At 45.7% G+C, this 25288-nt stretch carries 24 protein-coding genes and 2 tRNA genes; 23 read left to right on the forward strand and 3 right to left on the reverse strand.

The features are described 5' to 3' along the window. The 5 genes from BBB58_RS15400 to BBB58_RS07950 all read left to right on the forward strand — a co-directional run. Window positions 1–288 (forward strand): RNA-guided endonuclease TnpB family protein (locus BBB58_RS15400; RefSeq protein ID WP_244150711.1); only part of this gene is annotated, 288 nt, incomplete at its 5' end. A gap of 234 nt (window positions 289–522) precedes the next feature. Continuing rightward, a complete protein-coding gene (locus BBB58_RS07935) occupies window positions 523–1284 on the forward strand; it encodes a metal ABC transporter ATP-binding protein (RefSeq protein ID WP_074036635.1) in 762 nt (253 codons plus the stop codon). Next, window positions 1281–2138 (forward strand): metal ABC transporter permease, encoded by an 858-nt coding sequence (locus tag BBB58_RS07940; RefSeq protein ID WP_074036637.1) that lies wholly within the window; start codon window positions 1281–1283, stop codon window positions 2136–2138. Before BBB58_RS07935 ends, BBB58_RS07940 begins: the two co-directional genes overlap by 4 nt. Next, complete coding sequence (locus BBB58_RS07945) at window positions 2131–2556, forward strand: Fur family transcriptional regulator (protein ID WP_012726625.1); 426 nt, start codon at window positions 2131–2133, stop codon at window positions 2554–2556. Before BBB58_RS07940 ends, BBB58_RS07945 begins: the two co-directional genes overlap by 8 nt. Window positions 2557–2591: 35 nt before the next feature. Continuing rightward, window positions 2592–3980, forward strand: coding sequence for a bifunctional ADP-dependent NAD(P)H-hydrate dehydratase/NAD(P)H-hydrate epimerase (locus BBB58_RS07950; RefSeq protein WP_074036639.1), 1389 nt, complete (start codon window positions 2592–2594; stop codon window positions 3978–3980). 31 nt (window positions 3981–4011) lie between these two features. Here BBB58_RS07950 and BBB58_RS07955 read toward each other — a convergent pair whose 3' ends face one another. Further along, window positions 4012–4596: a hypothetical protein gene (locus BBB58_RS07955; RefSeq protein ID WP_074036640.1), complete on the reverse strand. Its 585-nt coding sequence runs from the start codon at window positions 4594–4596 to the stop codon at window positions 4012–4014. Between the two features lie 75 nt (window positions 4597–4671). Next, a complete protein-coding gene (gene ispG / locus BBB58_RS07960; protein WP_012726622.1) occupies window positions 4672–5793 on the reverse strand; it encodes a flavodoxin-dependent (E)-4-hydroxy-3-methylbut-2-enyl-diphosphate synthase in 1122 nt (373 codons plus the stop codon). Between the two features lie 219 nt (window positions 5794–6012). Between ispG and BBB58_RS07965 the strand changes: the two genes are divergently transcribed. After that, entirely contained in the window at window positions 6013–7707 is a 1695-nt protein-coding gene (locus BBB58_RS07965) for a methyl-accepting chemotaxis protein (protein WP_143180268.1), read from the forward strand. Window positions 7708–7741: 34 nt separating this feature from the next. Here the strand turns inward: BBB58_RS07965 and BBB58_RS07970 are convergent, their stop codons facing one another. Beyond that, window positions 7742–8182 (reverse strand): hypothetical protein, encoded by a 441-nt coding sequence (locus tag BBB58_RS07970; RefSeq protein ID WP_074036645.1) that lies wholly within the window; start codon window positions 8180–8182, stop codon window positions 7742–7744. 180 nt (window positions 8183–8362) lie between these two features. Here BBB58_RS07970 and BBB58_RS07975 point away from each other — a divergent pair, with 180 nt between their 5' ends. The 17 genes from BBB58_RS07975 (at window position 8363) to BBB58_RS08055 (ending at window position 25166) form a co-directional block, all read left to right on the forward strand. Continuing rightward, complete coding sequence (locus BBB58_RS07975) at window positions 8363–10006, forward strand: Na/Pi cotransporter family protein (RefSeq protein ID WP_074036648.1); 1644 nt, start codon at window positions 8363–8365, stop codon at window positions 10004–10006. Window positions 10007–10112: 106 nt separating this feature from the next. Then, a tRNA-Met gene (locus BBB58_RS07980) sits at window positions 10113–10186 on the forward strand. Between the two features lie 7 nt (window positions 10187–10193). Continuing rightward, window positions 10194–10267: transfer RNA gene (locus BBB58_RS07985), tRNA-Ile, on the forward strand. A gap of 113 nt (window positions 10268–10380) precedes the next feature. Further along, entirely contained in the window at window positions 10381–11853 is a 1473-nt protein-coding gene (locus BBB58_RS07990; RefSeq protein WP_074036651.1) for an alpha-amylase, read from the forward strand. Between the two features lie 85 nt (window positions 11854–11938). Then, window positions 11939–12547 carry a superoxide dismutase gene (locus BBB58_RS07995; protein ID WP_074036653.1) on the forward strand — a complete coding sequence of 203 codons (609 nt, stop codon included), beginning with the start codon at window positions 11939–11941 and terminating at the stop codon, window positions 12545–12547. 157 nt (window positions 12548–12704) lie between these two features. Continuing rightward, window positions 12705–14768, forward strand: a complete 2064-nt coding sequence (locus BBB58_RS08000; protein ID WP_074036655.1) for a peptidoglycan D,D-transpeptidase FtsI family protein — start codon at window positions 12705–12707, stop codon at window positions 14766–14768. 153 nt (window positions 14769–14921) lie between these two features. Next, window positions 14922–15860 carry a PstS family phosphate ABC transporter substrate-binding protein gene (locus BBB58_RS08005; protein ID WP_074036656.1) on the forward strand — a complete coding sequence of 313 codons (939 nt, stop codon included), beginning with the start codon at window positions 14922–14924 and terminating at the stop codon, window positions 15858–15860. Between the two features lie 83 nt (window positions 15861–15943). Further along, window positions 15944–16888, forward strand: coding sequence for a phosphate ABC transporter permease subunit PstC (gene pstC, locus BBB58_RS08010; protein WP_031423281.1), 945 nt, complete (start codon window positions 15944–15946; stop codon window positions 16886–16888). A gap of 1 nt (window position 16889) precedes the next feature. Further along, the gene (gene pstA / locus BBB58_RS08015; RefSeq protein WP_074036658.1) at window positions 16890–17801 is read left to right on the forward strand and encodes a phosphate ABC transporter permease PstA; all 912 of its coding nucleotides are present in this window, start codon (window positions 16890–16892) and stop codon (window positions 17799–17801) included. Between the two features lie 110 nt (window positions 17802–17911). Then, window positions 17912–18673, forward strand: coding sequence for a phosphate ABC transporter ATP-binding protein PstB (gene pstB, locus BBB58_RS08020; protein ID WP_224862754.1), 762 nt, complete (start codon window positions 17912–17914; stop codon window positions 18671–18673). A 16-nt stretch (window positions 18674–18689) separates the two neighbouring features. Continuing rightward, the gene (gene phoU, locus BBB58_RS08025) at window positions 18690–19352 is read left to right on the forward strand and encodes a phosphate signaling complex protein PhoU (RefSeq protein ID WP_012726611.1); all 663 of its coding nucleotides are present in this window, start codon (window positions 18690–18692) and stop codon (window positions 19350–19352) included. Between the two features lie 114 nt (window positions 19353–19466). Beyond that, window positions 19467–20216 (forward strand): DUF4912 domain-containing protein, encoded by a 750-nt coding sequence (locus BBB58_RS08030; protein ID WP_074036660.1) that lies wholly within the window; start codon window positions 19467–19469, stop codon window positions 20214–20216. Window positions 20217–20231: 15 nt separating this feature from the next. After that, the gene (locus BBB58_RS08035) at window positions 20232–22433 is read left to right on the forward strand and encodes a 1,4-alpha-glucan branching protein domain-containing protein (RefSeq protein ID WP_074036662.1); all 2202 of its coding nucleotides are present in this window, start codon (window positions 20232–20234) and stop codon (window positions 22431–22433) included. Window positions 22434–22517: 84 nt separating this feature from the next. Then, window positions 22518–22682: a 50S ribosomal protein L33 gene (rpmG, locus tag BBB58_RS08040; protein WP_255313299.1), complete on the forward strand. Its 165-nt coding sequence runs from the start codon at window positions 22518–22520 to the stop codon at window positions 22680–22682. Window positions 22683–22736: 54 nt separating this feature from the next. After that, complete coding sequence (locus BBB58_RS08045) at window positions 22737–23291, forward strand: 5-formyltetrahydrofolate cyclo-ligase (protein ID WP_084543062.1); 555 nt, start codon at window positions 22737–22739, stop codon at window positions 23289–23291. Next, a complete protein-coding gene (locus BBB58_RS08050; RefSeq protein WP_084543063.1) occupies window positions 23270–24040 on the forward strand; it encodes a DUF92 domain-containing protein in 771 nt (256 codons plus the stop codon). The genes BBB58_RS08045 and BBB58_RS08050 overlap by 22 nt, the downstream gene beginning before the upstream one ends. 169 nt (window positions 24041–24209) lie before the next feature. Then, a complete protein-coding gene (locus tag BBB58_RS08055) occupies window positions 24210–25166 on the forward strand; it encodes an L-lactate dehydrogenase (RefSeq protein ID WP_012726605.1) in 957 nt (318 codons plus the stop codon). Window positions 25167–25288: the final 122 nt, after the last annotated feature.

The raw sequence follows: 25288 nt of genomic DNA on the forward strand, positions 1-25288 counted from the left end.
GTGGAGACATTGAAGTCGAAGGACATGATGCAAAACCATAAGCTCGCCAAGTCCATTGGGGATGTCAGCTGGCATGAGTTCGTCCGTCAACTCGAGTACAAATCAAACTTCTACGGACGGACGCTCATTAAGGCGGACCCCTGGTACGCATCGACGCAGATCTGTTCTTCTTGTGGCGTGAAAGGCGAGAAGAAGGCGATGGATGTCCGTGAATGGACGTGTGCCTGTGGCGCGAATCATGACCGTGACATCAACGCGAGCATCAACCTGTTGATGTTGGCTGACTGACAAATCCTTCAGGGCAGGGACTGCCCGACGAGCTTGGTCCATAACCGTGGCTAGTAAAAGTACGGTCTTCCCAAGAAGCTCCCACTTCAATTTGTGAAACAGATAAGTGGCGAGTAGTTCATCATTTGGCTAGATGAAACCGGTCTTGCTTGAAGGTATGCGTGATATTCTGTATAATACAAACGCCTAGAAAGTAGAAATGATTACGATTTAACATATGAGAGAAGGGATTAGATGACTACATCTGTCGTCAAATTAAACGAGGTGTCTTACTTCTATGATGGGACACCAGCCTTACAAAACGTATCGATTGATATTCGACAAGGGGACTTTGTCGCAATCGTTGGAGAAAACGGTTCTGGGAAGTCGACTTTGATTCGAACCATTCTTGGATTACTGAACCCGCAACAAGGGTCGGTCGAATTGTTCGGCAAGCCCATTTCGCAGTTTAAAGACAAGTCTCGTATCAGTTACGTTTCCCAAAAAGCGGCTTCCTTTAACTCGGGATTCCCGGTTACCGTCGAAGAAGTTGTTGCGATGGGCAGATATGGACGTCTCGGTTTATTCAAACGTTTAAAAATGGAAGACCAGGCAGCGATTCAAAATGCGTTACAAACGGTCAACATGTGGCAGTTTCGTCATCGGAAAATTGGAGATCTGTCCGGTGGGCAACAACAGCGTGTCTTTATCGCTCGGGCGATGGTCAACCAGCCTGATCTATTGATTCTCGATGAGCCGACCGTCGGCGTGGACCAAAAACACTTACAAGATTTTTATGAAGTCTTGCATATGCTTCGTGAACATACGACTTGTACATTCGTCCTCGTCACCCACGATTTAAACGTGGTGACCGATCTTGTCACGAAAGTCGTCCATCTCGACCGCGGACGATTAGCATGCAATTGTGGACTGAGAGAATATAGCGAGCTCGGAGAACTCGCATCGTCCATCAAACCTTATCCTGTCAAAGTTCTTGTTCACGAGGGAACGACATGATCACAGATCTTTGGACATATAGTTTTTTACGTTATGCGTTCATTGCAGCACTTGTGATCGGGTTTACCGCACCGCTCATCGGTTCATTCATTGTAGTGAGACGGATGAGCTTGATTGCCGATGCATTGTCACACATGACGCTTGCCGGAATTTCGTTCAGTTTATTTCTCGGACAATATATCGCTCTATTCGCTGACCTGAACCCCCTGTATATGGGAACGCTCATCTCTGTATTGGCTGCGTTAGGACTCAATTGGCTTCGAGGTAAATATGTGCACTTCCAGGAACTATCCATTCCGATTATGATGTCCGCAGGAATGGGACTTAGTGCCATCTTTATCTCGCTATCACGAGGATTCTCGGTCGACTTGTCCACACTCTTGTTTGGATCGATTTCAGCTGTGAGTCAATCGGACATCACATTGATTGTCAGTGTGGCCGTCTTGACGGTCTTTGTGATTCTTATTTTCTATAAGCAGTTGCTGTTCTTGTCATTTGATGAAGAACAGGCAAAAGTGTCAGGATTACCGAGTACGATGCTTCACCTTTTATTCATGTTCATCGTAGCGCTTGTGATTGCCGTCAGCATGCGAATTGTTGGAACACTTCTCGTATCTAGTTTGATTACGTTACCCGTCGCAGCGGCGCTACGCTTTACTTCGAGTTTCAAACAGACCATTATGTGGTCCATCATCTTCGGAGAGGTCGCGACAATCGGTGGACTTGTCCTTGCGTATGATCTCGATGTCGCTCCGGGCGGTGTTATCGTATTGATAGCAGTCGGTATTTTAGCAGCAGTCATGGCGCTCGAGAAAGTCATGAGTTTTAAGAAAAAGGAGGTACAACATGAATGAGACTGAACAATTGAATCGTCTTCGTGCATCTTCTTTAAAAGTGACGCCGAAACGTCTTGAAATGTATGCTTATCTCTCTGAAGAAGACCGATATATCAGTGCGAAGGAAGTACTCGAGTACATGCGAGACAAACATCCGACGATGAGTTTTGATACGGTGTATCGAAATTTGAAGTCGTTTGCGGAGGAAGGATTACTTGAAGCGACGGAACTCGATGGTGAGAAATCCTTTCGAGTCACCTGCAGTGCGGCACATCACCATCATCATTTGATTTGTCGGAGCTGTGGAAAGACGAAACTGCTCGATTTATGTCCGATGCGCTTTGTAGAGGCGCTCGACCCTGAATTTGAAGTGGTCGATCATAAATTTGAGATATATGGGTATTGTAAAGAATGTAAGCAAAAGGGATTGATTTGATTCAATCCCTTTTTTGTATCGAAGGGGGAGGTTAGATGATCTATACAGCTGCTGAGATTAAGCAGATCGATCGCACAGCGATTCAAAATGGGATGCCCGAAGAGGTGTTGATGGAGCGAGCGGCCTCGGCGATTGTGCCTCACATTCGAATCGATTCGCAGTCTACCATTTTGGTGATTTGTGGCACAGGCAATAACGGTGGGGACGGTTGGGTCGTCGCTCGAGAGCTTGCTATGAAAGGGCATGATGTCAGCGTGTGGTCACCGTTAGGGAAAAGTCAAACGGAGGCGGCTGCAATCCATGCTTCCTATGCATCTTCATTCCTTCGCCTTGTGGAACGGCCAATCCAAACAGATATCATCATTGATGCCTTGTTTGGCGTTGGGTTGTCCGGTCCCGTGACTGGTCAAGCGCGGGAAGTGATTGAATGGGTGAATCGCCAATCGACACCTGTCATCTCGATAGACGTACCGTCAGGCATACCGAGTGATCACACTCGAGACTTTGATGACTTGGCAATTCGGGCGACAAATACGTATTCGTTACACGGTTTCAAGCGTTCGACATTCTTAAATCGGACGGCTCCGTTCTATGGCAAGGTGGAACGGGTTGACATCGGGCTCCCGAATACATCCGATTGGAAGGTGTTGACCGATGCTGACTTTGACCGATCTCTATTACAACGCGATCAATTCAGCCATAAGACGACATATGGACATGGGATGCTTATCGGGGGGAGTCGTCATTTTCTCGGTGCGCCATTCTTGGGTGGTCGTGCTGCAACTCGTTCTGGTATCGGCTTATTACGTCTCTCCATTCCACGTGAAGCGATCCCGCTTATCTCAACACTGCCTGAAGCGATGTATCAGCAACACATCGATGTGGTGGAACAACCGTACGATGCACTTGCCATCGGTCCCGGTATGGTCGAAGGGGAAGCGTTGAATCTCATTTGGCAATACGCAAAACAGCAGTCTTGTCCTGTCATCTTGGACGCTGGGGCACTATCGACGAAACGATTGGAAACCCGGGGGCCGCTTACGCTGACACCGCATCCAGGTGAATTTTCAAGATTGACCGGAAAATCGGTTGAAGAGATCGAGGCAGATCGGTTTTCCATCGCTTGTGAGTTCGCGAAGCAACACCGAGTCCATTTGATTTTAAAAGGAACGTATACGATCATCGTTACACCTGACGGAACAGGTGCCGTCAATACCGTTGAAGCATCGGCGTTAGCGAAAGGTGGAAGTGGGGACGTGTTGACCGGAATCCTACTTGCGCTATGGGCTAGAAGAAAAAAGCCTTCGGCACCGAACGAGCAAGCGGTGCTATGGCATGCGCTCGCTGCCAAGTCGATTAGCCAGAGTATACACCCCGCAAGTGTCCTCGCAAGCGATATAATCGAAGAGCTCGGACGAATTTAAAAGGCAAGCCCGATTGTGTCGGGCTTGCCTTTTAACGTTGCTGTAGAACGATTTGTTTCTCCAATTGCGCGACATGGTGATACGCCTCACGCCATGTCGAAATGCGAGTTACGCCTTCAGGTAACGTCTTACGATTATAGGGTGCGTCGAATAGGAGTACTGGAATTGACGTTTCTTCATGAATCGAGATGGCATTCTCATACCGGTCTTCCATAAACAGTTCGAGTGACAAGTCTTTGACGACATTGATTTTATCGTGAGAACCGGTCATGACCAACGAATCAAGGGGCAAACGATGCTGTTTGATCCATTCTTCGGTAACCGGTCGAACCGCCTCACTTCGGGCGGTGACGTAATGCAGGTGATGTTGCTGCTTTAATTCCCATAACACATCCAACACATCAGAGTGCGGAAGTGAACGACGGTAAATCGCTTCTTCATGCCCCTCTTCAATCATAAACTTCCAAAATTCATGTTGCTCCATCGTCGTATACGTGTGCAACTCGTACTCGGTCGCACGATGATAGTCAATCGAATAGCCGAGTGATTCATTCATATATAAAAAACAACTTTTAGGATCTGTAACGGTTCCATCCAAATCAATGCCGATTCGCATCTCATCACTCCTCCTCACATGCCCTCTATTCTATCAAAAACCCGTACGGTTGCAACCGTACGGGCATGAGATTCATTAATTTGATTGGTTTGCGAGCTCTTGTTCTTCGCGCTCACGTTCCGCCATTTTTTCAGCAGCAATCGCATCGATTTCTTTTTTCAATTCTTCGACCATCGTCGCCTCAGGCACTTTACGGATGATCTTTCCGTGACGGAAGAGAAGTCCTTCATTACGTGCGCCTGCGATTCCGATGTCCGCTTCACGAGCCTCACCAGGACCGTTTACCGCACATCCGAGAACGGCAACTTTAATGTTGACGTTGATGTTTTGGATGTATTCTTCTACCTCTTTTGCAATCGAAATCAAATCGATTTCAATTCGTCCACATGTTGGACAAGAGATCAAAGTCGCGGCATTTGCTGCAAGTCCAAATGACTTGAGCACTTCTTTCGCAACTTTTACTTCCTCAACCGGGTCGTCTGAAAGTGAAACTCGAACTGTTGAACCGATTCCAAGAGAAAGAATCGCACCGAGTCCTGCAGCCGATTTAAGTGAACCGGAGAAGAGTGGACCTGACTCTGTGATCCCGACGTGAAGAGGATAATCAAACGTCTTCGCAGCGAGTGTGTAGGCTTCAAGAGCAAGGTTTACGTCTGAAGCTTTGAGCGAGATGATCGTGTTATAGAAGCCGAGATCCTCGAGAATCTTCACGTGATGCATCGCACTCTCGACCATACCTTGCGCGGTCGGATATCCATACTTTTCAAGGAATTGTTTTTCTAATGAGCCGGCGTTAACACCGATTCGAATTGGAATCCCTTTTGCTTTCGCCGCATTGACGACGGCCTCTACTTTCTCACGACGACCGATGTTACCCGGGTTAATCCGGATTTTATCGACGCCACTTTCAATGGCTTTTAAAGCAAGCTTGTAGTCGAAGTGGATGTCGACGACGAGCGGGATATTGATGCGGCTCTTAATTTCTGCAAGTGCGTCAGCTGCACGTTCGTCTGGACAAGCCACGCGAACGACTTGGCAACCAGCTTCCTCAAGACGCTTGATTTCGGCAACTGTTGCCTCGACGTCATGCGTTTTCGTAGTGGTCATAGATTGAATAATGACTTCGTTCGATCCTCCGATAATCAAGTTACCGACGCGGACCGGACGTGTTAATGAACGATGCAAAATTTCTGACATATACGTAATCTCCTTCTTTTGGAAAGAATCCAATCGATTTAAGATGATAAGGTTTCTTCATTATCATAACGAAAAGAATGTGAAAAAGCATCTAGGATGCGTGACGGATGTGTGCTCTTTACAAACTCTAACGCTATCTTAACATCTACTTCATAATTTTCCACCGTCTCAAGACCGATATATAGGCGAGATTAGAAAAAGAGGTGGCTTAACGTGAAGATGAATTTCAAGCGAAATCAAATGAAGGGTACGGGACGAAACGCTCGACTAAATCGTCATTTTAAAATAGGGCACCGCCTCCAATGGACGCTCATGCCAATCATATTACTTGTCTTTATCGTGACGTTTAGCTGGTTCGCCCTAAAGTCTGAACAACTATTGTCCGCAGAAATCGAGCAGCGCCTTATGCGAGAAGTTACGGTCATGCGAGAATCGGTGAAGACGTCGTACAGTGCATATGTAGCAAACGAGAAGCAACTCAACCGGTCATTAAAATCTACTTATATGCAACAAGCTTCTATTCTATCGGGAGATGATTTTGAAGCAGCGCAATTTTTAGTACGTGGAGAGTCTGTTGAGCAATTGAGTGGGTCAAAAGGAATGAAAACAGAGCAGATTGTAGGGATAGTTTCACAAACGACAACATCTGAAGTAGAAGAGAAAGATGGTTTACTAATGGCATCGGTCTCGATCCCTGAGCTAAAAGCAGATTACGTTCTCGTTGTCACGAAAGAATCTGCGCTTGGTCCAATGACTGAACTGCGAAAATATATCACGTTCATTTTATTCATTGCGATGATTGGGATGGCCATCCTCTTTTCGCGATTGATTCATCGTGAAGTCAAACCGTTGAGTGTATTGGCCCATTCATTGCGCCGTGCCGTTGAAACGCGTCGTTTCGATGACGTGGCACTTGGAGCGAAATCCAAAGAAATCCATATACTCGAAACCGAGTTCAACACGTTCATTCAATTATGGAATCAGTCCATGGATATGATGGGGAAGACAGCGAGTGCATTTCATCAAAGTCTTCCAATCTTCCAACAAGAACTGATGAACAGCCATCATCAGGTTGAACAATTCCGTGAAGTTGCGGTTACGGTAGAACATACGAGTCATTCATATCAGTCGGTGACAAGCGATTCTACATTCAAAATGAGAGAAGTGACACAACAAATCGAAATGCTGGAACATCAAATTTCGAGTGTGGACGACCGTGGCAATCGACTGAAATCCATATTACATGAAGAACTTGAAACGTTCTATTCTGTGAAAGAGGCGAGTGATTATGTTGAGCAACAAGTGGAGAGTATTCAACAAAAGCTTGAAGAGAGTGAGTCGAACTCTTCAAAAGCGGATGAGGCGCTAAAGAGTATCCTATCGGTGTCGACAGCTACGAAGATGTTGTCGCTTAACGCATCGATTGAGGCAGCCCGCGCAGGAGAACATGGTAAAGGATTTGCTGTTGTTGCCAATGAAGTTGGGAAGTTAGCAAAAATGACGAATGAAGCGACACTTCTCGCGGTAGATGCAATCGAAGCATTGAACGAAGAACGAAAGGACCTGTTGTTTGAAGTCAATGACTTTATCAAAGAAGTGCATCTATTAAAAGATGCTGTTTATCGAGTAGAGATTGGAATCGGAACAATCGACCATGAAATCAAAGTTCAGTTAGATGAGTTTCAGTCCATCTCGGATCAAACGTCACATACGGGGAGACAGCTCTTGCAATTAATCGAATCGAATGAGCGGTTGCGAGAAATCAGTTCGTTACTCGAACGAAAGTTATTCGAGTTGAACGACGGTGTCGAACGATGGTCCAATGTGCAGTCTGCCTTACAGTCTGCAGGTACTGACTTGAGTGACCAAAGTGAAGCATTGAATCAGACGCTCGAGGAACTTTCTCCGGCATAAAAATAACGACAAGCGTTTACGAAGACGCTTGTCGTTATTTTTTTTTTGGCACTTTCGTTAAAGGGTAGGTGATATATCCGAGTCCAATGATGAAACCAATCCATATAAGAGACGGGTTCATGTGGTACAACGCCACTAATATAACGGTAGGGACGAATGTCATCGCCACGGCATATGGCCAAGCTTGACGGTAGGCCCACATGTTTTTCGAGTAGACTTTTGTAACCAACTGAACGTATAAAGCCATGATGGCGACCCAAAGTAAATAGAAAAAGAAAATGGCGAATCCGTGTAAGAATAGCCACATCGGAACGAAAAAATCAGGACGAATCACAATAAAGTCCAAGACAGTGATCAGAAGCGTCAACACGAGAGTGGCTCCCATATAGGCATGGAGCGGGGCTAAACGAAGACGCAATACTTGCTTAGATGGGAAAAGACTTGTTCGAAGAAACGACAAAATAGTGGACAACATACTAAAAACTCCAATCTGTTATATTACAGAAGTCAATAAGATGCATGAAGTGGTACAGTGTTTTAATAAAACTTTTACAATAAACGTGTTTACATGATACTGCCGATGAAGGCATAATGAGTAGGGCATTAAAAACCAAGCAAATCCAACCAATTCTTAATTAAAAGGAGTACAAAAATCGTGGAATACAATTTGCAAGAAATGTTATTCATGTTTTTTGGAGGTCTAGGGATCTTCCTCTTCGGGATCAAATCGATGGGAGACGGACTCCAAAAGTCTGCAGGGAATCGCCTGCGAGACATCCTTGATAAGTATACAACGAATCCATTCCTCGGTGTACTCGCCGGGATTATTGTGACAGTATTGATTCAATCATCTTCAGGTACAACCGTCATTACGGTCGGACTTGTTAGCGCCGGGTTCATGACACTCCGTCAAGCAATCGGGGTCATCATGGGGGCGAACATCGGGACGACGGTGACGGCGTTCATCATCGGATTCGATGTCGGAGAGTACGCGCTCCCGATTATTGCAATCGGTGCGGTACTATTGTTCTTCTTTAAAAAAGAAAAATTACAACACCTCGGTCAAATCTTCTTTGGCTTCGGGATGTTGTTCTATGGACTTGAATTGATGGGAAGTGGGATGAAACCACTTCGTTCAAGCGAATATTTCATCGACTTGACGCAATCAATGAGTGACAATCCGTTCCTCGGTGTCATCGTTGGTACAGTATTTACCGTGATTGTTCAATCATCGTCTGCGACGATCGGAATCTTGCAAGAACTATATGCTGGTGGATCGATTGATTTGGATGCTGCTCTTCCAGTATTGTTCGGCGATAACATCGGAACAACCATTACTGCAGTACTTGCTTCAATTGGTGCATCAGTTGCCGCACGTCGTGCAGCAGCTGCTCACGTCATCTTTAACTTGATTGGTACGACAATCTTTATGATCTTGCTAATTCCATTCACGAAATACATCTATTGGATTACAGAACTCTTGGTAATTGAAGACAAGATGCAAATCGCATTCGCACACGGTACGTTTAACGTCGTCAACACATTGATCCAGTTCTGGTTCATCGGAACGATTGCTTGGATTGTGACGAAGTTGGTCCCAGGTGAAGACTCGATTGTCGATACGAAAGCACAACATTTAGACCCGATCTTCATTCAACAGTCGCCTTCGATTGCAGTCGAGCAAGCGAAATATGAAGTCATCCGCATGGGAGATTTCGCAAAACTTGGTCTTGATGAAGCACGCAACTATTTGACGACTGGCGACAAGAAGCACGCTGAAAAGTCGGCACATATCGAAGAAGCATTGAACTCGTTGAATGCGAAAATTACAGATTACCTCGTGAAATTGGCTGCTGTTGATTTGACAGAACAAGAATCTCAAGAACACAAAACACTCATGCATGCCATCAACGATATCGAGCGAATCGGTGATCACGTTGAGAACATCATCGAGTTGATTGATTATAAGACAGCTACGAAAGTGACGCTTTCGGCAGATGCACAAAAAGAATTGACTGAAATGTACGACCTCACACGTGCGACATTAGAGAAATCTCTTCAAACGTTGGGGAGCGGCGACATGATTGAAGCACGTAAAGTCATTGAAATGGAAGCGAAACTCGACATGCTCGAGCGTCAATTCCGTAAGAACCACGTCGTTCGTTTGAACACAGGTGCTTGCGATGGACAAGCAGGTATGTTCTTCGTCGATATGCTTTCGAACTTGGAGCGAATCGGCGACCATGCTATGAACATCACGGAAATCACACTTGAAGATGCAAACGAAGTAACCGTATAAATCAGAAGCACTCCAAATGAAATTTGGGGTGCTTTTTCTTATTCGGCAAGGAATACTCCTTGACACTCCAAGACATATTCAGTATATTATTACTGTATAACAACATGGCGGTGTAGCTCAGCTGGCTAGAGCGTACGGTTCATACCCGTGAGGTCGTGGGTTCGACTCCCTCCGCCGCTATTTATAAGGACCCTTAGCTCAGCTGGTTAGAGCAGACGGCTCATAACCGTCCGGTCGTAGGTTCAAGTCCTACAGGGTCCATTCGTAAGCGACGTCACAATGTGAACGTCGCTTTTTTGTTTTCAATTTAAAATTGCTGGGTAAATACTCGTTAGCATTTTGTTTTTTGAAAAATATGAAACGAGGCGGACAAAATGGAACGAAACCACACCATGATGCAATTTTTTGAATGGCATTTCGAGGCAGATCAAAAGCATTGGAAGCGACTAAAAGAGAGAGCAGCCGACTTAAATAAAGCAGGAATCACTGCACTTTGGCTACCACCTGTCACAAAAGGGCAAAGTGATCAAGATACCGGTTATGGAATCTATGACTTATATGATTTGGGTGAGTTCGATCAAAAAGGATCGATTGCCACGAAATACGGTACGAAAAAAGAACTACTTGAAGCGACAGCCTATTGCCAACAAGAACTCGGGATGCAGATTTATATGGATGTCGTCATGAACCATAAAGCCGGGGCGGATGCGACCGAGAAGTTTGAAGTGTTAGAAGTAGATCCCGACGACCGTACGAAAGTCCTTTCAGATGAAGCGTTCGAAATCGAGGGATGGACAAAATTTGATTACGAAGCTCGTGATGGGAAATACTCTTCATTCAAATGGGACTTCACGCACTTTAACGGAACGGATTATGATGCGGCGACTGATCGTTCCGGTATTTTCTTTATTGTTGGAGAAAACAAAAGATGGAATGATAACGTCGACGATGAATTCGGTGTCTATGACTATTTAATGTTTGCGAACATCGATTACCACCATCCCGATGTGCGTGAAGAAGTGTTGAATTGGGGGAAATGGTTCATCGAGGAGACGAAATGTGATGGATTCCGTCTTGACGCCATTAAACACATCAACTATGACTTTGTAAAAGAGTTCAGTCAGACGATGCGGGAAGAGAAAGGTGACCAATTCTATTTTGTCGGCGAGTTTTGGAAATCTGACCTTGATGCCTGTCGTGAATTTCTCGATAATATCGATTACCATGTCGATTTATTCGATGTCCCGCTCCATTACAAATTACATCAAGCCTCAGAGGAAGGGGCCGCGTTTGACATGCGAACCATTTTTGATGATACGCTCGTTCAGTCACACCCGCTTCATTCCGTGACGTTCGTAGATAATCACGATTCACAACCCGAGGAGGCGCTTGAGTCATGGGTGAAAGATTGGTTCAAGCAAATCGCCTATGGTCTTGTCTTACTTCGTAAAGATGGTTATCCATGTGTCTTCTATGGCGATTACTACGGTATAGACGGTCCTCACCCGACTGATGGGATGAAGCTCGCCATTGATACGCTTCTATATGCGCGCCGAGAGAAAGCGTACGGGGAGCAGGATGATTACTTTGATGATGCAAACGTCATCGGGTGGGTACGAAAAGGTGTGGAGGAAATCGAACGTTCCGGATGTGCCGTCCTCATTTCAACTTCTGATGAATCTGAAAAGAGAATGTTTGTCGGGGAAGAACGTGCCGGTGAAACATGGGTCGATTTAACGAATACGTTGGATGATCGAATTGAGATTGATGAAGAAGGATTTGGGGTATTTAAAGTGTCGGCGGGGTCGATTTCAGTTTGGGCATTGCCAGAAGAAGATGTCGAATAAAGCATTACAATTGAGTCGACCGTCACATATCTGTTACATTTAAGACGAACGTTGTTCAAAACAATTTTTAAGGGGGATTTTAGTAATGGCTAAATTTGAATTACCACAACTTGATTACGCATATGATGCACTCGAACCACACATTGATGCACGCACGATGGAAATCCACCACACGAAACACCACAACACTTACGTCACAAACGTAAACAATGCACTCGAAGGAAAAGGTGTGGAGTACTCTTCACTCGAAGACTTGCTTCAAAAAATCGATTCGCTTCCTGCTGACATTCAAACAGCTGTCCGTAACAACGGTGGCGGTCATTGGAACCACTCGTTCTTCTGGAAGCTCTTGAAGAAAAATGAGAACGGCACACCGTCTGGCGATCTCGCTGCTGCAATCGATGAGTCGTTCGGTAGCTTTGATGCGTTCAAAGACGAATTCACGAAAGCTGCAACGACTCGTTTCGGTTCAGGATGGGCTTGGCTCGTCGTGAAGAACGGGAAACTCGAAGTCACGTCTACACCAAACCAAGACTCACCAATCATGGAAGGTGTTACGCCAATCCTCGGTCTTGATGTATGGGAACATGCTTACTACTTGAACTACCAAAACCGTCGTCCTGACTATATCAACGCATTCTTCCATGTCATCGATTGGGATTATGTGGCGAAATTATACGCTGACGCAAAATAAGCTGGTCTTACCCGGGGTTCTTATACGAATCTCGGGTTTTTTTGTGTTTTTTTTTAATTTGTAAACAAATTATGATATAGTGAAAATCGGACAAAACGACAGGGATTCCTGTCCTCTATAATATAGAAGGAAATGAACGTGGAGGGAGTAAACGGACTTGGCAAAAAATCGGGTAAAAGTGCCGAAAAAACGGCGAAACCACTTACCGTTACGCTTAAATTTACTATTTTTCATCGTCTTCATTCTATTTGCGACCCTCATTTTTCGTTTGGGTTTCGTACAAATCGTGAATGGTGAACTGATTGCTCGGGAAGTACAGAAAACGGAGTCGAGTAAAATCAAATATGAAGTGCCGCGAGGTAAAATCTACGACCGGAACGGTCAAGTGCTGGCGGATACGATTTCAAACTACTCGGTCATGTATCGCCGCTCTCAAGTGACAAAAACGGATGAACGTTTAGACGTCGCGAAAAAATTGGCGGAAATCGTCGACATTCCAAAAGAAGACCGTAAAATGACGGAGCGAGATCGAAAGGATTACTGGATTGCAACGAATCCGGAATTGGCGCAAGAACGGACTCAAGCGTTATTGGAAGAATTATCGGAAGAGGAGCGAGCCGCATTGTCTAACCAAGACGTGGACCGGCTTTTGCTTGATTCAATCACCGAAGAAGAGATCACGTTTGATGATGCGACAGAAGAAATCATCGCCATTAAACACAATATGGAGAGTGGCTATGCACTCGACCCACAGGTCATCAAAATCGGTGCAAGCCCGAAAGAGATGGCGGTCATCGAAGAGAACTTAGAGCAGTTGCCTGGAGTGAGTGTCGAACCTTACTATCAACGGGATTATCCTTATGATGAGACGTTCAAAAGTTTTCTAGGAAGTTATCGTCAAATTCCGGCGGAACAACGTGCATCTTATCAGGCGAAGGGTTACGGGTTGAACGACCGGGTTGGTACCTCCTACTTGGAACAACAGTATGAAGACGTCCTTCGGGGAACGCCGGCCTATGATGTGTTCACGACGTATAAAGGGGAGCCGGTCGGTGAACCGACACGAGTGAGTGGGAATCCAGGCAAAGACATCGTCTTATCGACCGACATCGAGTTCCAAAAAGAAATCGATGAGATCTTGAAAAAGGCGATTCGCGCAGGGCGCTCTGGAAGTCCTCATTTCGACCGAGCATTCGCTGTCGTCATGAATCCACAAACGGGTGAATTGCTCGCCTTATCGGGACAAGAACTCGATTTGGAAACGAACGAATTCAAGGATGTGTCGACCGGAACGGTTCTTCGCGCCAGCCAAATCGGATCAACCATCAAAGGGGCGACGGTCGCCTATGGATTCGAAGAAGGCGTCGTGAAACCGGGAGAATATATTTATGATGCTCCGATTCGGATTGGTTCGTCAGTGAAAGCTTCCTACCGGAATATGGGGAACATCAACGACTTAGATGCACTCGCGATGTCATCGAACATTTATATGTTCCAAATTGCTTTGCGTCTAGCTGATTATTACTCGACAGGTCAAATTGTCGGGGAAAATGTCACGCAGGCGTTCGAAACGATGGAACACTACTATAAACAATTCGGTCTCGGAATCGAAACAGGGATCGACTTGCCGTTTGAGTCGACCGGATTCCGTAGCATCCCGGACCGCGTCACGCTTCTAATGGATATGTCGATCGGACAGTATATTTCTTATACTCCGATTCAATTGGCGCAATATACGTCAGCATTGGCGAACGGTGGCTATCGTGTACAACCACACTTGCTGAAAGAAATCATTGAGCCGGGTTCGCTTGATGAGAACAATAAGCAAGTCGTGAGCACGTTCCAACCGAATGCGTTGAATAAAGTCGATATCCAGGATGAATACATTCAACGTGTCCGTGAAGGATATCGTCAAGGGGTTGAATCTGCGTCCGGTTCGTCTCGCATTTTACAGGAGACCGGTATGACGGCTGCAGGTAAAACCGGAACTGCTCAAGCAATCGCGGAAGGGGCAGATGGTCAGGCGAAACGAAATGCGAACGGAGAACCGATTAAGACATTGAACTCAAACCATGTCGGTTGGGCACCGTTCGATGATCCGGAAATCGCTTGGGCGATCATCATGCCTGGACTTGAGGCGGAAGGAATCAATACGCGTGTCGCGCACGACATCATGAAAGCTTACTTTAATCTAGAAGACGTCAATGCAATGCTTCAGTAAAAGAAGTCACTTCGGTGACTTCTTTTTTTGTCTTTACAATTCTTTTACGTTCCGTTTATTTCTCGTTAATAGAAGTTCATTAGGATATTAATTGTAGGACAGAACAACAAATCCACAACAAAAATCAAAGCAAACTCAAGGAGGACGTCACAAATGTCTTGGATGAAAAAATCAGCTTTACTCGCTTCAATCACTTCAGTCGCACTCGTAGGTGCTGCTTGTGGGAACAATGAAGAAGGTGGCGCTGCTGAAGGCGGCGATGCGCTCTCAGGAAAAGTGGTCATGGATGGATCATCAACTGTATTCCCAATCATGGAAGCAGTCGCAGAAGAATTTTCAGCTGAACAACCAGAAGTTGAAGTGACAGTCGGTGTCTCTGGTACGGGTGGTGGCTTCAAACGTTTCGTGACGGGAGAGACAGACTTCTCGAACGCATCACGTGAAATCAAAGAAGAAGAAGCAGCCGAAGCTGAGAAAAACGGTGTGGAATTCACGCAACTCTCGGTTGCACTTGATGGACTTTCGCTTGTTGTTAACCCAGCGAACGATTGGGCACAAGATATCACGATTGAAGAATTGAATAAGATGTGGACGGACACAAGCATCAAGACATGGAAAGACGTTCGTTCAGACTGGCCAGATGAGGAGATTTCATTCTTCGCACCAGGTAAAGACTCAGGTACATTTGACTTCTTCAATGAAGCCGTCCTTGACGATACGGACATTCGTGAAGACGCACAATTGTCAGAGGATGACAACGTCCTCGTCACGGGTGTAGCTGGAACAGAAGGTGCAATCGGATTCTTCGGATATGCATACTACATCGAAAACCAAGACACGCTTCGTGCCATGGCAGTCGAGGGTGTAGAGCCAACTCCAGAAACAATCAATGACCTTTCTTATCCACTCTCACGTGAAATCTACACGTACGTCAACAACGCTTCGTTGAAAGACAAAGAGCAAGTTGCAGAATTCGCACGCTTCATGAACGAAAACGCAGGTGCGCTCTCTGAAGAAGTAGGATATGTCGGTATGGAACAAGCGCGTTACGACGAAAACATGAAGATGATCGACGAAATCGCTGGAGAATAAGATGATAGGTGGCAGAAGGTGAGACGCGGTCTCGCCTTCTCGCCATGCTTTCTAGTATGAAGAGGTAGGGAGCGATACACGAGATGAATGAACCGAACAATAAGCTTTCGATTCGAGAGATGATTCAACAAAATAAACAAAAGAAATATAGTACGACGAACGTGTTTGATAAAATCATGCCGTTCTTATTATTCTTGAGCGCATTCGTATCGGTCGTCACGACCATTGGTATTGCGTTCACACTAGGCTTTGAGCTATTCAAGTTCTTTGAACGAGTCCCTGTCGCAGAATTTTTAGGATCGACAGAATGGTACCCACTTAGTGCAGATCAGCGCTTCGGGGTATGGGCCCTTGTCATGGGAACACTCCAAATTACTGTGATTGCGATGATTGTAGCCGTCCCACTCGGTTTGGCGTCTGCGATTTATTTAAGTGAATACGCCTCTGAACGGGCACGACGTGTATTGAAACCAATTCTAGAAGTGTTGGCCGGTGTGCCGACCATCGTATTCGGTTTCTTCGCCTTGTCATTCATTACACCGATTCTGCAAGCACTCATCCCAGGACTTCAAATTTACAATGCACTAAGCCCAGGGATTGTCGTCGGGATTATGATTATTCCGATGATTGCCTCGATTTCTGAGGATGCAATGAGTGCTGTTCCGAAGAAAATTCGGGACGGTGCGCTCGGTTTAGGTGCGACACGTCTTGAAGTGGCGACAAAAGTTGTCATGCCCGCAGCGACGTCTGGAATCATTGCCTCCATCGTTCTCGGTATGAGCCGTGCGATTGGGGAGACGATGATTGTAACCATCGCTGGTGGTTCACAGCCAAACTTCGAGTTCAATCCGCTCAATGCGATTCAGACGATGACAGCGTATATCGTTCAAATCGCCAAAGGTGATGCAGGTTATGGCACAATCGAATATTACAGTATCTATGCGGTCGGTGCGCTGTTGTTCGTCTTCACTCTATTGATGAACTTGCTCGCAAACTGGGTGACGCGCCGCTTCAGAGAGGAGTACTAATATGGCTTTACCGAACAGTGAGTTCAAGAATACGAAGAACTTGATGAATCGTGAGACGGTGTCTCAACGAATTAAACGACGTTTACAATTGAATGAAATATTTAAGTACATCTTTTTGGCGGGACTTTTCTTTGCGCTCGTTGTCTTATCGACGTTGATTTATGACATCGTGTCCAAAGGGGCAGGGTGGGTCAATCTCGATTTCTTGCGCAACTTCCCGTCGCGCCGTCCTGAACAGGCTGGATTATATCCTGCGTTGATTGGGTCGTTATGGCTCATGCTATTGATCGTACCGATGGTGTTTGTCATCGGTGTTGGAGCGGCAATTTACTTGGAAGAATACGCTCCAAAAAATCGCATGACTTCGTTTATTGAAGTCAACATTTCAAACTTGGCTGGCGTCCCATCAATTGTGTTCGGATTGCTCGGTTTGACGATTTTCGTACGTGTCATGGAATTAGGAAACTCGATTATGGCCGGGGCTTTGACGCTCGGTCTCATGAGTTTGCCGATTGTTATCGTGGCCTCACAGGAAGCGCTACGAGCAGTCAAAATGGAATTACGACACGCTTCGCTAGCACTCGGGGCATCGAAGTGGCAGACGACATTTAACGTCGTGTTACCTTCGGCGTTACCAGGAATCATCACGGGGATTATCCTAGCGGTTTCCCGTGCAATTGGTGAAACGGCTCCACTCATCATGGTCGGAGCGGCAACATTCATTTCAACGACACCGAGTAACATTTTCTCTGACTTCACGGCCCTCCCGATCCAGATTTACAACTGGACGAGCCGACCACAAGCAGAGTTCCAAAACTTAGCGGCAGCAGGGATCATCGTACTTATGACGATGCTCATCGCGATGAACTCGGTTGCAATCTATATTCGAAACAAATATACAAATCGACACTAAGTCTTTTTTGCAGATGTTTGAGGAGGAAGCTCGAGATGATGAAACAACAAGAGCTCAACAAAGGAGATCAAAACGTGAATACAACTACGACAGAACCGACAACGACTGAGATGAAAAAAGATAGCGCCTATGTCGTCAACAATTTGAACTTGTGGTATGGAGAAGACCAAGCTTTGATTGACGTCAACCTCGATATTAAAAAGAATGAAGTCACGGCAATCATTGGACCATCTGGGTGCGGGAAATCGACGTTCATTAAGACTCTAAACCGTATGGTCGAACTCGTTCCATCGGTTCGGACGAACGGTGAAATCTTGTATCATGGTCGTAACATCTTCGACCGTGGATATAAAGTAGAAGACTTGCGTACGTCGGTCGGGATGGTATTTCAACAACCGAACCCGTTCCCAAAATCGGTCTATGACAACGTGGCATACGGACCGCGGACGCACGGAATCAAAAATAAGAAAGTACTCGATGAAATTGTCGAGCGTTCATTACGTGGTGCGGCAATCTGGGATGAAGTAAAAGATCGATTGAATGAGAATGCGTACGGACTTTCAGGTGGACAACAACAACGTCTCTGTATCGCGCGTACGTTAGCGATTGAACCGGATGTCATCTTAATGGACGAGCCGACGTCTGCCCTTGATCCGATCTCTACATTGAAAGTGGAAGAATTGGTACAAGAGTTGAAAGAACAATATTCAATCATCATCGTGACACATAACATGCAACAAGCTGCCCGTGTTTCGGATAAAACGGCATTCTTCTTAAATGGAGAAGTTGTCGAGTTCGATGTAACAGATAAGATTTTCTCGAATCCATCTGACAAACGGACGGAAGACTATATTTCTGGCCGTTTCGGTTAAGGAGGAGACTGGATTGATGGCACAAAACCGCACATTTTTTGATACGAAGTTGACTGAATTAGAAGATAAAGTTGTACGATTGGCAAACTTGACGATGCGCCAAACGGCGACGGCAATCGAAGTGTTGGAAAAACATGATCTCGAATTGGCTAAAACCGTGATTGATAACGATAACGAGTTAGACGAGTTGGAGTTGACAATCAATGACGAAGCGATTCTATTGATTGCAAAACAGCAACCAGTCGCGACTGACTTACGACGTCTGATTGTGACCATGAAATCAGCGACAGATCTTGAACGCATTGCGGACTATGCGACAAACATCGCAAAAGCAGTGACACGAATCGAGCACGTTCCTTATGTACTTGACATCCAACCGCTCAAGAAGATGGCCGAGCAGTTGATTGACATGCTTGAACTGGCGACACGTGCCTATCGTAAAGGTGAAGTGAGCCGTGTTCGTGAACTCAATGAGATGGACCGCGTGATTGATGACATCAATCTAACGGTGATTAAACAATATATCGGTTCTCTTCCGGCCATGACGGTTGGGACGAACGATGTATACGAATTCTCGAACATTGCTCGATACCTCGAACGGATGGGCGATCATGTGACGAACTTCGGAGAACATTTAATTTTCCTCGAAAAAGGGAAACATTATGATTTGAATCAATAAGATTAGTGGTAAAGAACAACAGTGCTGTTGTTCTTTATTTTTTTGGGCAGGTTTACAAACTCAAGGAGCGAATAATAGTCTACATGGATTTTACATGAAGGGAGCCATATAGAGATGGAAGAGAAAATCGTATCCTTGAAACAACAAGGTCTTACGTTAAAACAGATTGCGGCAGAATTAGACGTCCCGATTGGCAAAGTCCAATACGCATGGCGTAAATGGAGAAATCAGCAACAGGAAGTGGAGGCGGTTGCCCCTGTGAAACAAAAGCGTGAAACGAAGAAAGCGAAGACGTCGGTGACGACCTCACGCAAACAAGTGGCATCAGCGAAAGAGACGGCCAACGTGTCGACTTCTCCACTTCTTGAAAAGGGTCCGGAAGGATACTGGAAGCTACCCGATCGGTACAACGTGGACTTTATGCATGCGGTCGTACAGTCTCCAAACTCAGTGTATGTATGCTGGGAAGTATCTGATCTCGTGAAAGAAACGTTAGCGCTTCAATTTATGCGACGCTGGGAAGAATTGCCGAAGGCGTTTCGCATCCTTGATGTTACGTTACTTGATTACAATAGCGGTCACGCAAACCGCTCCTATACATTCGATCTTCCTGAAATGACGAACAGCTGGTTCGTTCGCCCTCTCGACCCGAATACGACATATGTGTTTGAATTTGGGATTCGGACGATGGAAGGGGAGTTTCTCCCAATCGTCGCATCAAATCCGCTTGATACGCCGCGGGCAGAACCAGTAGGAGTCGGACGATTCGCAGAACCGGTCCGACGTTGGCAATACGGGGAAGTTGATTCTCCAGAACTACTTGATACGTTACCAAAATATGCAGCATACCGACTCGTGCGTTAAGGAGGACTTTTTATTATGAAACCTGGGTACTTTTCACTCGTCCTTCATGCTCATTTACCGTACGTTAGGCATGAAGAGAAACACCGTTTAGAAGAAAGATGGGTTTACGAGGCCATCTCTGAGACATATCTTCCGATTCTATGGCAAGTCGATCGCTTGAAGCGTCCCTTGCATTGGACGGTTAGTATTTCCCCACCTGTCGTTGAAATGCTTGCCGATCCTCTCATTCAGGATCGCTATGTGGAGCACTTAGACGATATGCTCGAATTGATTGCCCTCGAATTGTCTGAGGACCGAACAGACGAAGAAACAGCGACGTTACATTTTTATCGTCAACGATACCACGAAAAAAAAAATACGTTCCTTCATTGGAATAAAAATTTGAATGAGGCGTTCCGTACATATCGTGAGGCAGGTTATATTGACATGGTGACATGTACGGCAACCCATGGCTTTAATCCACATCTCTTCACGGAACAGGCGGCGCGCGCTGAAATTCGCACAGGTTTGAACTGTTTCGAACGTCATTATGGGTTCCGTCCAACAGGCATCTGGTTACCAGAGTGTGCTTATACACCAGGAGTTGATCGGATTCTTTATGAAGAAGGAATTCGCTACACATTTGTCGATGAACATGCTCTTCTCGACGCAGATCCGACGCCAGAGAAAGGAATTGGAGCCCCTGTTTATTCACCACATGGCGTCGCATTGTTCCCTCGGGATCAAATCATCTCAGGTAAAATTTGGAGTTCAATGATCGGATATCCAGGCCATCCGGATTATCGTGAGTTTTACCGCGATTTGGCATACGATCGGGACTGGGACTATATCCAGTCCTTCATGCATCCGGAAGGAATTCGTTTTGATACGGGTTTAAAAATGCACCGGATTACAGGTGATACGGATCAAAAGGATTTCTACGTGCGCGAATGGGCGGAACATCAAATTGAAAACCATGCGACCGATTTTGCCAAAACGTTAGAATCACATCTTGAAGCGCACGGTGCTCAGACATTCCCACCATTTTTAGTCACGGCTCCGTTCGATGCGGAGTTGTTCGGTCACTGGTGGTTTGAGGGGCCAGAGTTTCTTGGGAAAGTAGCAGAGAGACTTGCTGAATTTGGAATTGAAACCATCACGCCAGCGCTCTTCCTTGAACGTCACTTTAAAGATTTACAGACGGTCCACGTATCGATGAATACATGGGGGCGTAAAGGTTATGGTGAAGTTTGGATTAACGAAAGAAATGAGTGGATGCTTCGTCATTTGCACATGATGGAGATGCAACTCGTAAAAGATGTGGCGGACTATCGTAATCAATCGGAAGCGACGAATCGCGCCTTGAAACAATTAATCCGTCATTACGTATTGGCTGTGTCGAGTGACTGGGCGTTCATCTTGGATGGGCAAACGACGGCGCAATATGCCGCCGAACGGTTCCGTGAACACACACGACTCTTTGCGGAACTTGAAACGGCACTCTATCAGGATGGAGTATCGGAACAGTTGCTACATGATCATTATGCTGCATATCCATTCCTTCAAGACGAAGACATCGATATTGATTCGTTCTTATCTCCTCACGATTACTATGTGACAATCGAGCGCGAAAAAAAAAAATCAGCTATTTTAGTACTCACGCCTGAATATCACGGTCATATCGTAGGGGGACTCGGAAGACGGGTCGTCGATGAAATCGAGGCGAGAGCGGACGATGGCGAAGTCGTCTATGTATTAACGCCATATCATAACGAGTTGCCTGAGTATGAACGTCAAGGAAACATACATGTGTATCGTGTTCGCCCAACTAGCCCATTTTTAGAGCATGTTATGAACCAGGTGGCTACACAAAATATCGCCTATGTAAAACTAGTACATGAACTTTCGAAACGTGTTTCCTTCAAAGTGATTCATCACTTCGATTGGATGACAATTCCTGCTGCAAGAGAACTTGCGCAATCCCTTGCGATTCCGTTATACTCAACTATGTTGTCCTTTGAAGCGACTCGCAATCCGCATGGTCACGGTGGTTTGTTCGATGCGATCCATCGAATCGAAAACAGCGTGTTTTCTGCATCAGAACGCGTTTATGTCGGTGAAGAGATCTCGATTCACGACCTGAAACAATGGTATAACGTGAGTGAGAACGTCAACACATGCCTACCTCTCGAGACTTCTCCGTATGGACAGGAATCAATGAAAAAGAACGTGAAATAACCTTGCTTTTTCACAAGAAACTTGGTAGGATAATTGAGTATGCTTAGACTGTAAAGCAAAAGCACTTGATACAACATCATTAAGATGGGAGTGAAAGAAATGCGCGTTAAAATTACATTAGCTTGCACAGAAACAGGCGATCGCACGTACATCACGAAGAAAAACAAACGTAACAACCCTGAGCGCCTCGAGTTGCGCAAATACAACCCACGTCTCCGTCGTCACACGCTTTACCGCGAAGTGAAGTAATGAGGGACCGGCCGTCACATATGTGGCGGCTTTTTTTGTAAGGAGGTATACGTTGTGGAAGAGAAAACAGCGCTCCGGCGCACGATTCATCAATACATCAAACAAATGGCGGATCGACATCATGCGGACGAAGTCATTCACCAATCATTATTTGCCTCGGACTTATGGATTGAAAGTCAAACAATCGCGCTAACGTTGTCACTCCCTCTAGAAATTGATACGTCCCCGATTATTCATATGGCCTTTAAAGAAGGAAAAACAGTCTGCGTCCCGAAAGTAACTGAGCGGGGACTTACGTTTCACATCATTCATTCATTTGATGATTTGGAAGAGGGAGTCATGAATATTTTAGAGCCGACCACTCCAGCGACTACGCAAGTGATCGACCTTTGTCTTGTTCCGGGGCGTGTTTTCGATCGAACCGGTTATCGCATCGGTTGGGGTGGGGGCTATTATGATCGCTTTTTAAAAACCTATTACGGTAGAACGCTTGCTTTGGCATATACCGTTCAGATTGTCGATCATGTACCAACTGAGCCGCACGACCTACCCGTTCAATGGATCGTGACAGAGAAGGAGATGATTCAGTGTTCGCCATATTCGCTGTAAGTTGTTTCGTCGCCTATCTCGGTTATCGGTTACGCTCGTTGACTCGTTCTGGGGCACTGTTGACGATAGTGACCGGTACGGTGATTGGATTCTCCTTCGGATGGTTCGGTCTATACTTGCTTGGGGTGTTTTTTTCGACTTCTTCTCTCGCTTCGAAATATCGCTCTCGCGATAAAGAAGGAGTAGATGAGATTGTCGAGAAGACGGGGGCTCGTGATGCCATGCAAGTGTTGGCTAACGGTGGGGTCGGGATTTTATGTGCACTCGGTTATCAGTTTACAAATGATCCGGTCTACCTCTATATGTATGTCGTGTCCATCGCGGCAGCGACGAGCGATACGTGGGGATCTGAATTTGGTGTCCTCTCGAAGCGGAAACCTCGATTCATGTTTACCTTTAAGCGAGTCGAACCGGGAACGAGTGGGGCCGTCTCGACATTCGGTACCGTCATGTCGATGTTTGGTGCAATGTTGATTGTCATATCCTCTCTTGTTTTCATTGACTTAAGCATCACGCTTCTTCTTTTATTATGGGTGATTGGATTAACTGGTAGTATGATTGATACGCTACTTGGTGCGACCGTCCAACGAACGTTTCGTTGTGCTGTTTGTGGAAAATTGACCGAGCAAAAAATACATCACGACGTGCCGACGACATACGTGTCGGGATGGCGTTTTCTCGGAAATGATGCGGTTAATTTTCTTTCGGTTTGTGGGGCGACGATGATTTGTTTTTTTGTGTTTGTATGAGGGTAGTACAGAAAATGAAGGTGTTCCAAATGAATGTGAATATTGTCACAATATCGCCAAAGTGAAAACGGTTTCCGCTGTAGTTAGAGTTTGTGAATGATGTTACAATCTATTTGTAACAGAGATAACAAAAACATGAAACAGATTGTTTGAAGGGTGGAGAATCATTATGGAAACATTAAATCATGCTAAAGTAACACGAGTCGCACTTGTAGGGGCAGGGGCAGTAGGTGCGAGTTTTGCTTACCAGTTGACGACAGCTAGTCTATGTGAAGAACTTGTCATCATCGATATTAATAAAGCCAAGGCAGAAGGAGAAGCGATGGACTTGAACCATGGGGTTTCATTCGCTTCATCACCAATGCGCGTCTGGGCAGGGGACTATTCGGATTGTGGCGTCGCTGACATCGTAGTCATCACGGCTGGCGCACCACAGCGTCCAGGTGAAACACGTCTTGATCTCGTTGAAAAAAATGCGAAGATTATGAAATCTATGATTTCAGACATCATGGACTCTGGTTTTGACGGAATTATCATTATTGCTTCAAACCCGGTCGACATCATGACACATCTCGCATGGAAATATTCTGGTCTTCCGAAACATCGTGTCTTTGGTTCAGGAACAGTGCTTGATACGTCTCGCTTGCGTTACATGCTCGGAGACTATTTCAACGTCGACCCGCGTAACTGTCACGCCTACATTATGGGTGAGCATGGTGATACTGAGTTTGCTGCCTGGAGCAACGCTCGTATATATGGAAAATCGGTCGAGCAACTACTTGAAGAGCATGATGAGTATAGTTGGGAAGACCTTGAAGACATTTATGTCAACGTTCGTGACGCAGCATATCATATCATTGAACGTAAAGGTGCGACGTACTATGCGATTGGACTCGGTCTCCTTCGGTTGGTCAAGGCTGTCCTTCGTAACGAGAATACGTTGTTGACAGTCGGTGCCCATCTTGATGGTGAGTATGGATTGCACGATATCCATATCGGTGTACCAGCGATTATCAACCGTCAAGGCGTTCGTGAAGTCGTTGAGATTGAGTTGTCACAAGAAGAGCATGAGAAAATGCAACATTCTGCGAACGTACTCATGAAAACGATGGAACCTGTCTTGTAATCTCCATCCATTTAAAACCCGTAGCCATATGGTTACGGGTTTTTGTACATATAGAACGAATCATCGTTTGGTCGTCTGTCGTCTCGTGATTTACAATAGAATTGAGAGAGAGGAGGGGTTTC

Source organism: Exiguobacterium profundum (assembly GCF_001909285.1).
Taxonomy (GTDB): Bacteria; Bacillota; Bacilli; order Exiguobacteriales; family Exiguobacteriaceae; genus Exiguobacterium; species Exiguobacterium profundum.